11 protein-coding genes are annotated in these 14,754 nt (G+C 71.8%); 6 read left to right on the top strand and 5 right to left on the bottom strand.

Going from position 1 to position 14,754, the window contains the following annotated elements; all coding sequences use genetic code 11:
* Nucleotides 1-116 precede the first annotated feature (116 nt).
* The 5 genes from BUR99_RS04330 (at nucleotide 117) to BUR99_RS04310 (ending at nucleotide 8,151) form a co-directional block, all read left to right on the top strand.
* Nucleotides 117-851: a hypothetical protein gene (locus tag BUR99_RS04330; protein WP_074259071.1), complete on the top strand. Its 735-nt coding sequence runs from the start codon at nucleotides 117-119 to the stop codon at nucleotides 849-851.
* Nucleotides 851-2,425 carry a DNA polymerase Y family protein gene (locus BUR99_RS04325; protein ID WP_074259070.1) on the top strand — a complete coding sequence of 525 codons (1,575 nt, stop codon included), beginning with the start codon at nucleotides 851-853 and terminating at the stop codon, nucleotides 2,423-2,425. The genes BUR99_RS04330 and BUR99_RS04325 overlap by 1 nt, the downstream gene beginning before the upstream one ends.
* Before the next feature lie 46 nt (nucleotides 2,426-2,471).
* On the top strand, nucleotides 2,472-5,915 hold the full coding sequence (locus BUR99_RS04320) for an error-prone DNA polymerase (protein ID WP_074259069.1): 3,444 nt from the start codon (nucleotides 2,472-2,474) through the stop codon (nucleotides 5,913-5,915).
* A gap of 78 nt (nucleotides 5,916-5,993) precedes the next feature.
* Nucleotides 5,994-7,172 carry an MFS transporter gene (locus tag BUR99_RS04315; protein WP_074259068.1) on the top strand — a complete coding sequence of 393 codons (1,179 nt, stop codon included), beginning with the start codon at nucleotides 5,994-5,996 and terminating at the stop codon, nucleotides 7,170-7,172.
* Between the two features lie 100 nt (nucleotides 7,173-7,272).
* Nucleotides 7,273-8,151, top strand: coding sequence for a DUF3097 domain-containing protein (locus tag BUR99_RS04310; protein ID WP_074259067.1), 879 nt, complete (start codon nucleotides 7,273-7,275; stop codon nucleotides 8,149-8,151).
* Between the two features lie 45 nt (nucleotides 8,152-8,196).
* Here the strand turns inward: BUR99_RS04310 and BUR99_RS04305 are convergent, their stop codons facing one another.
* The 3 genes from BUR99_RS04305 to BUR99_RS04295 all read right to left on the bottom strand — a co-directional run bounded on the left by BUR99_RS04305 (nucleotide 8,197) and on the right by BUR99_RS04295 (nucleotide 10,688).
* Nucleotides 8,197-8,949 (bottom strand): SDR family oxidoreductase, encoded by a 753-nt coding sequence (locus BUR99_RS04305; RefSeq protein WP_074259066.1) that lies wholly within the window; start codon nucleotides 8,947-8,949, stop codon nucleotides 8,197-8,199.
* A gap of 7 nt (nucleotides 8,950-8,956) precedes the next feature.
* Complete coding sequence (locus tag BUR99_RS04300; protein ID WP_084183685.1) at nucleotides 8,957-10,051, bottom strand: VIT1/CCC1 transporter family protein; 1,095 nt, start codon at nucleotides 10,049-10,051, stop codon at nucleotides 8,957-8,959.
* A gap of 160 nt (nucleotides 10,052-10,211) precedes the next feature.
* On the bottom strand, nucleotides 10,212-10,688 hold the full coding sequence (locus BUR99_RS04295) for an Lrp/AsnC family transcriptional regulator (protein WP_179550138.1): 477 nt from the start codon (nucleotides 10,686-10,688) through the stop codon (nucleotides 10,212-10,214).
* Between the two features lie 109 nt (nucleotides 10,689-10,797).
* Between BUR99_RS04295 and BUR99_RS04290 the strand changes: the two genes are divergently transcribed.
* Nucleotides 10,798-12,045: a trans-sulfuration enzyme family protein gene (locus tag BUR99_RS04290; protein WP_074259063.1), complete on the top strand. Its 1,248-nt coding sequence runs from the start codon at nucleotides 10,798-10,800 to the stop codon at nucleotides 12,043-12,045.
* Nucleotides 12,046-12,083: 38 nt separating this feature from the next.
* Here the strand turns inward: BUR99_RS04290 and BUR99_RS04285 are convergent, their stop codons facing one another.
* Both BUR99_RS04285 and BUR99_RS04280 read right to left on the bottom strand, forming a co-directional pair.
* Entirely contained in the window at nucleotides 12,084-13,463 is a 1,380-nt protein-coding gene (locus BUR99_RS04285; RefSeq protein ID WP_327077878.1) for a DHA2 family efflux MFS transporter permease subunit, read from the bottom strand.
* A 75-nt stretch (nucleotides 13,464-13,538) separates the two neighbouring features.
* A complete protein-coding gene (locus BUR99_RS04280; RefSeq protein ID WP_074259061.1) occupies nucleotides 13,539-14,711 on the bottom strand; it encodes a globin domain-containing protein in 1,173 nt (390 codons plus the stop codon).
* Nucleotides 14,712-14,754 lie beyond the last annotated feature (43 nt).

The raw sequence follows: 14,754 nt of genomic DNA, 5'->3' as shown, positions 1-14,754 counted from the left end.
CTTTTTCTCTTTTTCACCCTCATCCGATGTCTGTCACGAGATCGTCCGATGTTCTGGACGGTCGGCACTGCCGACTTGCCGTATTCGAACATGTGTTCGAAACTGTGAGGGTGACCATGACCGCTCCCCTCGCTCCGGCCGATGCGCCATCGCGCGTCGAGGAGCTGCAGGCGCGCATCCGGGGCATGCAGGCGACGCGGCTCGATTCGAAGACGGTGCCCACGCATCCGGCATTCGAGCAGGTGCTGCCCGGCGGCAGCCTCCGCGAGGGCACGGTCGTCTCGGTCGAGGGGTCGACGACCCTGCTCATGGCACTGCTCGCCGGTCCCTCGGCGAGCGGCCGCTGGGTCGCGGTGGCCGGCATGCCCGAGTTCGGCGTCGAGGCGGCATCGCGGTTCGGCATCGACCTCGAGCGACTCGCGCTCGTGCCCGACCCCGGGCGGCAATGGCTCGCCGTGGTCGCGGCGCTCGCCGACGTCATCCCCGTGGTCGCCGTGCGGCCGGTCGGCCGGGTCTCCCCAGCCGAGGCGTCGCGGCTGACCGCACGCCTCAGGCAGCGCGGCACCGTGCTGCTCGTCGCCGGCCAGTGGCCGGGCAGCGACGCGAGCCTCGGCGTCGAGACGAGCGACTGGCACGGGCTCGAACTCGGACACGGGCACCTCAGCGACCGCGACGTCGTCGTCTCGGCAGGCGGGCGCGGAGAGTTCGGCCGCCGAGGCCGTTCACGACTCCGACTGCCCGGGCGCTCACTCGAGTTCGGCGTCGCGCCAGATGCGGCGCCGCCCTCCGGCGAATCCACGCCGTTGGGCGAACCGGTGCGCCTCGACGAGTACGTTCGGCGGGCCGTCTGATGGCGGTCGACCTCGTGCACGTCGATCCCACCCGCACGATCGTGCTCTGGTGCCCCGACTGGCCGGTGTTCGCGGCCTGCCGCGAATCGGGGCTCGATCCCGATGCATCCGTCGCCCTCACCGAGGGCGGGCAGATCTACGCCTGTTCCGCCGCAGCCCGCCGCGACGGCGTGGTGCGGGGCCTGAAGCTCCGCGAGGCGCAGTACCGCTCCCCCGGGCTCGCCCTGCTCGACTACGACGCCTCGCTCGACGTGCGCGTCTTCGAGCCGGTCGTGCGGCGGGTCGAAGAGACCGTGCCCGGAGTGCAGCTCATCCGCCCGGGCACGCTCGCCATGCGGGCCCGCGGCCCGGCGCGGTACTACGGCGGTGAGGATGCCGCGGCGCGGGCACTGCTCGACACCGTCGCCGCACTCGACGTGGTGGGCGCGCGGGTGGGCATCGCCGACGGGCCGTTCGCGGCCGAGCAGGCTGCTCGGGCGGCGAGCGGGTCCCCCGTGGGCATCGTCGAGCCCGGGGCATCCGCTGCCTTCATCGCACCGCTGCCGGTGCGCCTCGTCGTCGACGCCCGCATCGGCACCCTGCTGAACCGCCTCGGGGTGCGCACCCTCGGCGAGTTCGCGGCCCTGCCAGAGGCCGACGTGCGTCGCAGGTTCGGCGCGGCGGGCGCCTTCGCGCACGATCGCGCTGCCGGGCGGGAGCACACCAGGGTGCTCGCCCGCACCCCGCCGCCCGAGTTCGAGGTCGCGCAGGAGTTCGAGCCGCCGCTCGACCGCATCGACCAGCTCGCCTTCGTCTTCCGGGTGAAGGCCGACGAGTTCATCGATCGCATGCGTACGAGACGACTCGTGTGCACCGGCATCCGCGTCGAGATCGACGACGAGGCCGGCGGGCACTCCAGCCGCAGCTGGCTGCACCCGCGCTGGTTCACCCCGGCCGACGTCGTCGACCGCGTGCGCTGGCAGTTGCAGGGCGCCGGCACCGCCGACAGCGCGCTCACCTCGCCGATCGTGCGCCTGCGCGTCGTACCCGAGCGCATCGACTCGACCGGCAACCACGAAGAGGGGCTCTGGGGCGGCGGGCCCGACGAGCGCGTGCATCACGGGCTCACGCGCGTGCAGAGCATGCTCGGCCACGACGCGGTCGTCACGGCCGCGATCGGCGGCGGCCGCATGCTCGCCGACCGGCAGGTGCTCGTGCCCTGGGGCGATCGGGCTCCCGAACGCGCCGGGGCGGGTCCCGGTGCGGGCGCACCGTGGCCCGGCAGCCTGCCGGCGCTCGCCCCGGCGAGCGTGTTCCGCGAGCGACTGCCGATCGGACTGTTCGACGGCGGTGGTGCGGTCGTCGAGATCGACGCCCGCGGAGTGATCTCGGCCAAGCCCGAGCGTTTCGCGCTCGCCGGCGCCGCACCCGCACCCGTGCGGGCCTGGGCCGGCCCCTGGCCGGTCGTCGAACGCTGGTGGGACGCCGAACACGCACGGCGCGTGCACCGGTTCCAGATCGTCGACGACGACGGCTGCGCGTGGCTGCTCGTGCGCGACGACGCGGGCTGGTGGGCCGAGGCGAGGTACGACTGAGCCCGGCGGGCAGTGAGGGCGAACGGGCGGAACGAGGGGGTGACTGATGGGATGGAACAATCCGGGCATTCCGTGGTCGGAGCTCGAGCGCAAGCTCTCCGACGAGCGCCGGCCGAGTGCGCCGGGTGCGCCCAAGACCATCGGCGACGGCGGCGACTCGCCCGCGTGGAGCCGCAAACGACACCCGTACCGTCCATCGGAGGGGCTCGCGGCCCCGACCGGGCCGGTCGTGCCCTACGCCGAGCTGCACGCGCACTCGAACTTCAGCTTCCTCGACGGCGCCTCATCGCCCGAGCAGCTCGTCGAGGAGGCGCAGCGCCTGGGGCTCACGGGGCTCGCCATGACCGACCACGACGGCTTCTACGGCATCGTGCACTTCGCCGAGGCCGCCGAGAGCTTCCCCGAGTTGCAGACGGTCTTCGGCGCCGAGCTCTCGCTCGGGCTGCAGGGGCCGCAGAACGGCTTCGCCGACCCCGAGGGCGAGCACCTGCTCGTGCTCGCCCGGCGCGAGACGGGCTACCACCGGCTCGCCGGCGCGATCACCGACGCCCAGCTCGCCGGCGGAGAGAAGGGGCGGCCGGTGTACTCCCTCGAAGCACTCGCCGAACGCGCTGACGGCGAGTGGGTCGTGCCGACCGGGTGCCGCAAGGGCGCCGTGCGCCGTGCGCTCGCCGAGGGTGGGGCCGATTCCGCGGCGCGCGAGCTCGACCGCCTCATCGCGCTCTTCGGGCGTGACAACGTCGTCGTCGAGCTCTTCGACCACGGACATCCCTTCGACCAGGACGCCAACGACGCGCTCGCCGGCCTCGCCGAGCGAGCCGGCCTGCCGCTCCTCGCGACGAACGCCGTGCACTACGCGACGCCGCCCGAGCATCGCCTCGCGGCCGCCCTCGCCGCGGTGCGTGCCCGGCGCAGCCTCGACGAGCTCGACGGGTGGCTGCCGGCCTCCGACCAGCTGCACCTGCGCAGCGGCGCCGAGATGGCCGCCAGGTTCGCCCGCTACCCCGGCGCCGTCGCGCGCTCGGTGACGCTCGCGAACGACCTCGCCTTCACCCTGCGCAGCGCCCGCCCGAAGCTGCCGAAGCAGGACGTGCCCGAGGGGCACACGCCGATGAGCTGGCTGCGGGTGCTCGTCTGGCAGGGCGCCGAAGAGCTCTACCCCGGCGTGCCGCAGCACGTGCGCGAGCGGCTCGAACGCGAGCTCGACGTCATCGAGCTGAAGGACTTCTCGGGCTATTTCCTGATCGTGCACGACATCGTGGCCGAGGCGCGTCGCCGCGGCATCCTCTGCCAGGGTCGCGGCTCTGCGGCGAACTCGGCGGTCTGCTACGCCCTGCGCATCACCGCGGTCGACTCGATCGGGTACCGGCTGCCCTTCGAACGGTTCCTCTCCGCGCTCCGCGACGAGGAGCCCGACATCGACGTCGACTTCGATTCCGACCGCCGCGAGGAGATCATCCAGTACGTCTACGCGAAGTACGGCAGGCAGAACGCGGCGCAGGTCGCGAACGTCATCAGCTACCGGCCGAAGGTCGCCGTGCGCGACATGGCGAAGGCGCTCGGCTACTCCACCGGTCAACAGGACGCCTGGTCGCGGCAGGTCGAGCGCTGGGGCGCCGTCGTCGAGACCGACGATCACGACATCCCCGACGCCGTGGTGGAGCTCGCGGGGCAGGTGCTCACCTTCCCGCGCCACCTCGGCATCCACTCGGGCGGCATGGTGCTCACCGATCGCCCCGTCGGCGAGGTGGTGCCGATCGAGCACGCCCGCAAGGAGAATCGCACCGTGGTGCAGTGGGACAAAGACGACTGCGCCTGGATGGGCCTCGTGAAGTTCGACCTGCTCGGCCTCGGCATGCTCGCGGCCCTGCAGTACACCTTCGACCTCGTTCGCGAGTCGACGGGCGAGGTGTGGGAGCTCGCGAGCCTGCCGAAAGAAGAGGGGGCGGTCTACGACATGCTCTGCCGCGCCGACTCGATCGGCGTGTTCCAGGTCGAGAGCCGAGCGCAGATGGGCACGCTCCCCCGGCTGAAGCCCCGGTGCTTCTACGATCTCGTGGTCGAAATCGCGCTCATCCGACCCGGTCCGGTGCAGGGCGGTGCGGTGCATCCGTACATCCGTCGGCGCACCGGCGAAGAGACCGTCACCTACCTGCATCCGAAGCTCGAGCCCGTGCTCGAACGCACGCTGGGCGTGCCGCTCTTCCAGGAACAGCTCATGCAGATGGCGGTGGCGGTCGGCAACTGCAGCGCCGCCGACGCCGACCTGCTGCGGCGCGCCATGGGCTCCAAGCGCGGGGTCGAGAAGATCGAGCGACTGAAGGCGAAGCTCTACGCCGGCATGGCCGAGAACGGCATCGAGCCCGAGGTTGCCGACTCGATCTACGAGAAGATCGAGGCCTTCGCGAACTTCGGCTTCGCCGAGAGCCACGCGCTGAGCTTCGGGCTGCTCGTCTACGCGAGCTCGTGGCTGAAGCTGCACTACCCGGCCGCGTTCCTCGCGGCGCTGCTCCGCGCCCAGCCCATGGGCTTCTACTCGCCGCAGACGCTCACCGCCGACGCGCGGCGGCACGGGGTGGCGGTGCTGCGGCCCGACATCCTGCGGTCGGGGGTGCACGCCGGGCTCGAGGCCGCAGGCGAGTCCGGCGATGCCGACTCCGGCCTCGGCGACGGATGCCGCGCGCCCACCGGTCTCGACACGTGCAGCGAAGCCGTGCAACCGCCCGTCGGCCCCTTCGAGCGGCGCGCCCCCGATCGCGGCGCCGAGCATCGCCGTGACGGCGCATTCGCGGTGCGACTCGGTCTCGCCGACGTCTCCTCGATCGGGCAGGCCGTTGCCGAACGGCTCGTCGCCGAACGCGAGGCCCGCGGCCCCTACCGCGACATGGCCGACGTCTCACGTCGGGGCGCGCTCGACGCCGCGCAACTCGAGGCGCTCGCCGCGGCCGGGGCGTTCGACGGCTTCGGACTCGAGCGGCGCGAGGCGCTCTGGATGGCCGGCGAGGCTGCGCTCGACCGCGAGGAGTACCTCGCGGGCTCCGTCGTCGTCGTGCAGCCACCGCTGCTGCCGATGCTGAGCCCGGCCGAGCAGGTCGTCTACGACCTCTGGGCAACGGGCATCTCTCCCGACGACCACCCCATCAGGCATGTGCGCGAACGGCTCGACGAGCGCGGGGTCATCCGCATCGACCTGCTGCAACAGGCGGAGTCGGGGCGACGCATCGAGGTGGGCGGGGTGGTCACGCACCGGCAGCGGCCCGCGACGGCCAGCGGCATCACCTTCCTCAACCTGGAAGACGAGTCGGGCACGCTGAACGTCATCGCGGGCGTCGGAGTGTGGAACCGCTACCGGCGCATCGCCCGCGAGGCGCCCGCGATGATCGTGCGCGGCATGCTCGAACGCTCGCACGAGGGCGTCACCAACCTCGTCGCCGATCGATTCGAGCCCCTCACCGTGTCGGCGCCGCATCGGTCGCGCGACTTCCGCTGATCCCGTGACACTCCAGCAGGAATACCCTGAGGTCGTGGACAGACGCGATCCACGGCGATCGACGCGAGGCGGCGGCAGATGACCGGCCGGCCGGCACGGACCCGACTGTTCACGCGCGCATTCATCGCACTGGGGATCGCGGAGCTCTGCTACTTCACGGCCGCGGGCATCGCGATCTTCGCGCTTCCGCTCTACGTCACCGGCCCGATCGGCGGCGACGAGGCGTGGGCGGGGCTGGCGTTCGGCGCATTCGCCCTGACGGCGCTCATCCTGCGCCCGCTCGCCGGACGACTCGCGGACAATTACGGGCGACTCCCGCTGCTCGTGGGCGGCGCGCTGATCGCCGCGACGAGCCTCGGGCTGATCGCCCTGGCCGACGACCTCGTGACGGTCATCGCACTGCGGCTCCTCGCTGGTGTCGCCGAGGCGGCGTTCTTCGTGGCGGGGTTCGCCGCGCTCGCCGACCTCGCACCCGAGGAACGCCTCGGCGAGGCGCTGTCGTACAACTCGCTCGGGCTCTACCTCGGCATCGCGCTCGGGCCGCCGCTCGGGCAGGCGCTCGTCTCGCTCGGCGGGTACCCGTTCGCCTGGGCGGGCGGCGCAGCACTCGCTGCGCTCGCGGCCGGGCTCTCGCTGCTCGTGGGTGAGACCAGGGAGGACGCTGCGCCCGCAGAATCCGACCGTCGGCTGATCCATCGTCCGGCCCTGCCGATCGCGCTCGGCTTCCTGGCCTCGCTCGTCGCGATGGGCGGCTTCCTGGCCTTCGCCTCCCTCCACGCCGTGCAGGTGGGGCTCGAGAACCCGAGTCTCGCGTTGTTCAGCTACGGCGGCGTCGTCGTGGTGTGCCGCATCGCCTTCGCGCGGGTTCCCGATCGGCTGCCGCCGCTCGCGCTCGGTGCTGCGGCGCTCGTCACGATCGGTCTCGGTCTCGTGCTCGTGGCGTCGTGGCCATCGCCGGCAGGACTCATCGCCGGCGCGGGAGTCGTAGCCGTCGGGGTCGCGTTCAGTACTCCGGCGTTCTTCGCCGCGATCTTCGCGACGGCGTCGCCGGCGCAGCGCGGCGTGGCATCCGGCACCGCGAGTGCGGCGATCGATCTGGGACTCGGGATCGGACCGATCGCGTTGGGCCTCGTCGCCGACGCGGGCGGCATCCCATGGGCGTTCGGCGTCGGAGCGGTCGTCGCCGTCGCCGGGGCGTTCTGGACGCTCGCGCTCCGGCGTCGCGGTGCCGGATCCGCTCGCGTGGCGGCGTCCTGACGCGTCGCCGAGTCGCTCGACGGGCCGACCGCGGCCCGGGTCGCCGCGACGCCGTGTGTCGACGCCGGGCTCGCCCCGCGGCATCCGCTAGCCTCGATCGGTGCCCGCGACGCCTCCTGATTCCTTCCGCAGCGATCCCCACGACCGATACGGCGGCGATGTGCTCGCCGGCGACTGGAAGGCACGCGGGCGCAAGGTGATCCCGACCGTCGAGGCCGAACGCGACCTCGTCGTCGAACTCGCCGAGAACGGGTTCTGCGGTGCCGTCATCGGCATCGAGAAGGACATCGTCGTGCTCGAGGACCGATTCGGCGCGAAGCGCATGTTCCCGCTCGGCCACGGCTTCCTCGTCGACGGCGAGGCAGTGCAGCTCGTCGCGCCGAAGCCGAAGGCACCCGTCGGGCGACTTCGGACGGCATCGGGCTCGTTCGCCGTCGAATCCTCGCCCGCACGAGTCGCCCTGCCGAGCCGCATCTTCGTCGAGGGACGCCACGATGCCGAACTCGTCGAGAAGGTCTGGGGTGCCGACCTCCGCATCGAAGGCGTCGTCGTCGAATACCTCGAGGGCGTCGACGTGCTCGCCGACGTGCTCGCCGAGTTCCGCCCCGGCCCCGCCCGCAAGGCCGGTGTGCTCGTCGACCACCTCGTGCCCGGCTCGAAGGAGCAGCGCATCGCCGACGCCGTCATGCGCGGCCCGCACGGGGCGAACGTGCTCGTGGTCGGGCATCCGTTCATCGACATCTGGCAGGGCGTGAAGCCGGCCCGTCTCGGCAAGGAGTCGTGGCCCGTCATCCCGCGGGGCACGGAGTGGAAGCACGGCGTCTGCGACGCGTTCGGCTGGCCGCACGCCGAGCAGGCCGACATCGCGCGGGCCTGGCAGCACATCCTCGGCCGGGTGCGCGGCTACGGCGACCTCGAGCCCGCCCTGCTCGGCCGGGTCGAGGAACTCATCGACTTCGTGACCGCACCCGCCGGCTGACGACGAGGCCGGCCCCTCCGCTGGCGACCGGTCGGTCGCGACGACTCAGATCGAGAAGCCGCCGTCGCTCATGATCAGCTGGCCCGTGATCCAGCGGGCCTCGTCGGAGACCAGGAAACGCACGAGGCGCGCGGCGTCGTCGGGCGTGCCGAGCCGGCCGCTCGGCTGCGCGGCGGTGAGCGCCGTGCGCGTCTCATCGTCCATCCAGCCGGTGTCGACCGGGCCGGGGTTCACGAGGTTCGCCGTGATGCCCAGCGGAGCGAGCTCCCGCCCGGCCGCGATCACGATGCGATCGAGCGCGCCCTTGCTCGCGCCGTAAGGCACGTTGCCGACGACGTGATCGCTCGTGAGCGCGACGACCCGGCCGCCGGCGCTCGGCACCTGCGCGGCGAACGCCCGCAGCAGTAACCACGACGCACGGGCGTTGACCGCGAGGTGCCGGTCGAAGCTCTCGAGCGTGGTGTCGAGGATCCCCGAGTCCACGCTCTCCGCGTGCGAGAGCACGAGCGCGCTGATCGGTCCGAGTTCAGCGGATGCCTCGGCCACGAGCCGTGCGGGCACCGACGGGTCGGCGAGGTCGGCGTCGAGGGCGATCGTGCGCGCACCGAGACCGTGGAGCTCGGCCACGAGTGCCGCGGGATCGCGATCGGGGTCGCCGCCCAGCGACATTCGCCGGTCGTAGTCGCCGAAGTGACTGAACGCGACGTCCCAGCCGTCGGCGGCGAGCGTGGTGGCGATCGCCCAGGCGATGCCGTTGCTGCGGCCGGCGCCGGTGAGCAGCGCGACGGGTCGTGACATGGAACTCCTACGCGATGGTGGTGCCGAAGGCGAGGCCGAGGACGTACGTGACCGCCGCGGCGCCGAGGCCGATGCCGAGCTGGCGGAGTGCCCGCTTCAGCGGCGAGGCCCCCGAGAGCAGGCCGACGATCGCACCGGTCGCGAGCAGGGCGATGCTCACGAGCACCGTCGCCGTCAGGATCGCCGGGAGGCCCGTCATGCCGAAGAGGTACGGCAGCACGGGGATCAGCGCGCCCGAGGCGAAGAAGCAGAAGCTCGAGATCGCGGCCGAGAGGCCGGTGCCGACGGCCTCGTCGTCGTGTTCGACGACGCTGAGCGCGTCGGTCGGCGCCTGCACCTGTTCGGCCGCATGCACGCGGGCGACGACGAGTGCGGCGTGGTCGACGGCCTCCTGCTCGTCCATGCCGCGCGCGCGGTAGACGAGGGCGAGCTCATTGGCGCCGATGTCGAGGTCGGGCAGCGCCTCACGGGCGGACGGGTCGGGGGCGGATGCCTCCAGCAGCTCACGCTGCGACCGCACCGAGACGTACTCCCCCGCGCCCATCGACAGGGCGCCGGCGAGCAGGCCGGCGACGCCGGTGAAGAGCACGACCGCTGCCGGCACACCGGTGGCCCCGATGCCGAGCACGAGTGCGAGGTTCGAGACGAGCCCGTCGTTGGCGCCGAACACCGCGGCGCGGAACGTGCCGGCGAGACGGCGGCGGCCACGTGAGGCGAGCCCGCGCACGACCTCGCCGTGGATGCGCTCGTCGGCCGCCATCGCCGGGGTGGCGTCGGGGTCGGTGGCGTACGGGGAACGGGCCTCGGCGCGCTGCGCGAGCGCGAGCACGAAGATCGAGCCGAATCGGCGGGCGAGCGCCCCGAGCAGGCGGGTGCGCACATCGGCGCGAGGCATGCCGCTGTCGTCGCCGCCGAGCAGGCCGAGCCAGTGCGCCTCGTGACGGCCCTCTGCTGCGGCGAGGGCGAGGAGGATGTCGCGCTCCTCGCCGTCGCGCCGTGCCGCGAGTTCGCGGTAGACGGCGGCCTCCGCCCGTTCATCGGCGAGGTAGCGCCGCCATCTCGCCCGGTCGGCGGCAGTGCCCGCCGGCTGCTCGTCGTTCATGGTGCTCCCGTCCATCGCGGGCGCCCGGCTGTCGCGGCCTGAGCTCGTCCCGCGCCATCGCATGCGGCCGCTCCGGCGGCCTCAGCCACGCTATCGGGCAGGGCGGGCACGATCGCCGGATTCGCCCCGATTGGCAGGTTTTCGGAGCGCCGAACCGGGGTCAGCCGACGAGCTTGTTCCAACCGTCGCCGTCGGCGTGCTCGAAGATCAGGTTCGTCTCGGTGTGCGCGACGGCAGGGTGCCCGGTGAGGTAGTTGAGCACGAACTCGCGCAGCTCTTCGGCATCGCGCGCCGCGACGTGGATCAGGTAGTCCTCGGCGCCGGCCATGTGGAAGACGCCGATCACGCCCGGCAGGTGCGGCACGGCTTGGCGGAACGCGTCGATCTCGCTGCGGTCGTGCTTGACGAGACGGATCGCGATGAGGGCCTGCAGCGAGACGCCGAGCGAGGCGAGGTCGACGTCGACCCGGTACCCGCGCACCGTGCCGAGGGTCTGCAGCCGCCGGAGGCGGAGCGATACGGTGGATTCGGCGACTCCGACCTCGGCGGCGAGGGCGGCACCCGAGGCACGGGCATTGGTCGAGAGCGCCTGGAGCAGTGCCCGGTCGACGCGGTCGAGTTCCGGCTTCTGCGCCACGGTGGTCTCCTCAAGGGTCGAGAATGCAGAATATTCGAGATTTCGAGCGTATCGCATCGAACCTTCACGTTGGTTTGCTGTATGTCACAGATTCTGCTTGATTCGAGCCATGCAGACATCGTCGTCGCACCTCGAGACCCGCGCCGTCCACGGCGGAATGACGGGCGTTCGAGAGAGCGGATCCCATGTGCCAGTGATCGACTTCTCCACCACGAACCCGCTCGGCGACGTCGAGACCGGCGGCGCCTCCTACGAGGAGCTCGCGACGGGCCACGACCTCGGCGAAGGCCGATCGGCGGTGTACCAGCGACTCTGGCAGCCGGGTGTCGCTCGCTTCGAGGAGTCGCTCGCCGGGCTCGAGGGCACGGAAGGCGCGGTGGCGTTCGCGAGCGGCATGGCCGCGCTCGCCGCGACGCTCATCGCCACGGCGTCCGCCGGTCGACCGCACATCGTCGCGGTGCGCCCGCTCTACGGCGGCACCGACCACGTGCTCGCGAGCGGACTGCTCGGCACCGAGGTGACCTGGACGGATGCCGCCGGCATCGCAGGAGCCATCCGGCCCGACACCGGGCTCGTCGTTATCGAGACGCCCGCGAACCCGACGCTCGAACTCCTCGACATCCGGGCGGTGGCGGATGCCGCAGGCGACGTGCCGGTGCTCGTCGACAACACCTTCGCGACCCCGGTGCTGCAGCGCCCGGTCGAACACGGCGCGACCCTCGTGCTGCACAGCGCGACCAAGTACCTCGGCGGCCACGGCGACGTGATGGGCGGCGTCGTCGCGGCCGATGCGAACTGGGTCGAGCGGCTGCGCCAGGTGCGTGCGCTGACCGGCGGCCTGCTGCACCCGATGGGCGCGTACCTCCTGCACCGAGGGCTCCGCACCCTTCCGCTCCGCGTCCGCGCACAGCAGGCGACCGCGGCAGTGCTCGCCGAGCGCCTGCTGAGCCACCCCGCGGTCGCGAGCGTGCACTATCCGGGCCTGCCGGGCCAGGATCCTTCCGGTCTGATCGGCCGCCAGCTCGAGGGACCCGGCTCGATCATCGCGCTCGACCTCGTCGGCGGATACGACGCCGCCGCGAGATTCACCGAGTCCTGCGAGCTCGTCACGCACGCCGTGTCGCTCGGCGGCGTCGACTCGCTCGTGCAGCACCCGGCGTCATTGACCCACCGACCCGTCGCCGGCGAGGCGAAGCCGGGCGCGGGCATCGTGCGCCTCGCGATCGGGCTCGAGCATGTGGACGACCTCACGGACGACCTCATGGCGGCGCTCGACCGGGCGGCGGAGCTCGGCGGGCTCGACGATGCCGTCACCGGCGACGCCTCCCCCGACCGGGAAGCGGTGAACGCGCACTGAGCGACTCCCGTTCCGGCGCGCACTGAGCGAGTCCCGGCTCAGTCGCGCGCCGGCTCGGGTGCCGGCGTCGAGGCCGTGTGCACGGGGTTCCTGATGCCGATCCACGACACGATGCCGCCGATCACGAGGAAGCCCGCGGTCGCGATCGCGGCGCGGTGGAACCCGGTGACGTCGAGCTGCGTGCCGACGATCACGCCGATCGAGGCGATCGCGACGAGACCCGCGATGCGCGCGACGGCGTTGTTGACGGCGGAGCCGATGCCGGCGCGGGCCGGATCGACCGCGCCCAGGATCGCCGCGGTGAGCGGCGCGACGGTCATCGCCATGCCGAGCCCCATCACGATGATGCCGGGCAGCAGCTGCGTCCAGTACGACACCTCGGTCGTGACGGTGAGGGTGAGCAGGTATCCGAGCGCCACGGTGATCGGGCCGAGCGTCATGAAGATGCGCGGCCCGAATCGGGTGGACAGCCCGCCGAACCAGGAGCCCAGGAGGACGATCATGATCGTCGGCGGCAATGTCGCGAGCCCGGCGGCCGTCGCTGAGAAGCCCGCGTACTCCTGCAGGAAGATCGTGATCGCGAACGGTCCGAGCGAGAACGCGGCGTAGATGAAGAGCGTGGCGAGGTTGCCCGCGGCGAAGTTGCGTGCTCGGAAGAGGCTGAGCGGCAGCATCGGTTGCGGCGCCCGGTTCTCCCACCAGACGAACGCGATCAGTGCGACCAGACCCACGACGAGCGGAATGTAGACGACCGGCGACGACCAGCCGAACCGGCCCTGCTCGATGAGCGCGAAGACCGTGCCGCCGAGGCCGACCACGCCGAGCGAGGCACCCAGCCAGTCGATGCGCTCCTTCGCGGGGTTCGGGGCGTCGCGACCGAGCGCGTGCATGAAGACGAGTGCGAAGGCGATCGGCAGCAGGTTGATCCAGAAGACGAGGCGCCACGAGACGAGGTCGACGAGCAGGCCGCCGAGGAGCGGTCCGACGAGGAACGCGACGGTGGTCCACGCCGTCCAGCGCCCGATCGCCTTGCCCTGCTGGGCGGCCGGGAAGGTCGCGATGATGAGTGCGAGCGAGCTCGGCACGAGCAGGGCACCCGCAGCTCCTTGCAGCCCTCGACCGATGACGAAGACGAGCCCGTCGGGTGCGACGGCGCAGAGCACCGACGTGGCGGCGAAGCCGTAGAGACCGATGCGGATGATGCGCAGCCGCCCGTAGGAGTCGGACAGCGAGCCCGCGAGCAGGATGAGCGAACCGAGGGTCAGCAGGTAGGCGTCGACCGCCCACTGCTGCAGGGCGAGCCCGCCGCCGAGCTCCGCCTCGATCGCGGGGAGCGCGACGTTGATCACTGCACCGTCGAGGAACGCGATGAAGGCGACGACGATGGCGACGACGAGCACCCGGGAGCGGCGTTCCATACCCGTCATGCTAGACCCGCGCCGGAGGGCGACAGCGGCCGGCACTCGGCCGCCGCCGCCCGAGCAGCGGACTCGTCAGGCGGCCAGCCAGACGTCCGGCCCGAACACCTCGTAGTGGATGTCGGTGGCCGGGATGCCGGCGCTGATGGCCTGCGAGCGGATGGAACGCATGAAGGGCAGCGGTCCGCAGAGGTACACCTTCGCGCCGGCCGGCAGTTCGATGCCGTTCAGGTCCATGAAGCCGGTCTCGGCGTCCACGCCCGTCGCGGCCTCTTCCAGCCAGAGCTGCAGTTCCGCGTTGGGAAGCCGGTCCACGGCCGAGCGCATCTGCCCTTCGAGGGCCCAGTTCTCGGCGCGCTGCTCGGCGTGCAGCACGAGGACCCGGCGGCCGGAGACCTGCTGCGCGAGGGACTGCAGGATGGACGCGCTCGGGGTGCAGCCGATGCCCGCGGTGGCGAGCACGATCGGGGCATCGGAGTCGTCGAGCTCGATGTCGCCGTAGGGGTTGGACAGCTCGACGACGTCACCGACGTTCACCGAGCCGTGCAGGAACGGCGACACCTCCCCGCCCTCGTCGAGCTTGGTCGTGAACACCCGCTCGGTGAGCGAGTCCACACTGTCGGACAGCGAATACTGGCGGGCCTGACGCAGGCCGTCGGCGAGGCGCACGCGCACGGAGACGTACTGGCCGGGGGTGGCGCGAGTGACGGGAGTGCTGTCGGCCGGCGTCAGCCGGAACGTGACCGATCCCGCACCGGCGGCCTCCTTCGCAGTGACGCGCCACTTCGTCCACATCTCGCCGTTCGCCTGCTGGGCGTAGAGGCCCTTCTCGAGCTTGATCAGCGCATCGGCCATGAGCCAGTAGACCTCGGTCCAGGCGTCCGCCACCTCGGGTGTGACGGCCTCGCCCAGATCTTCGGCGATGGCGGCGAAGAGGTGCTCGTAGACGATCGGGTAGCCCGACTCGGGGATGCCGAGCGAGGTGTGCTTGTTCGCGATGCGCGCGAGCACGGCCTCCGGCAGCGTGCCCGGGTGGGCGAGGAGATGTGTGGCGAAAGCGGCGATGCTGCCGGCGAGTGCTCGCTGCTGCGTGCCGTTCTGCTGGTTGGCGCGGCTGAACATGCCGTCCATCAGTTCGGGATGGGCGGCGAACAGCCGGCGGTAGAACTTCGGCGTGATCTCGTCGATGCGTCCCGCGATGACGGGCAGTGTGGCCTCGATGACGGGGCGGGACTTCTCAGACAGCATCGTTTCTCCTTCGAGCGTCGAACCGGTACGTGATGGCCGGCTT

The organism is Agromyces cerinus subsp. cerinus (assembly GCF_900142065.1).
Classification (GTDB): domain Bacteria; phylum Actinomycetota; class Actinomycetes; order Actinomycetales; family Microbacteriaceae; genus Agromyces; species Agromyces cerinus.
Note: the sequence above shows the minus strand (reverse complement) of the source record. Positions and strands in the feature narration are given on the sequence as shown.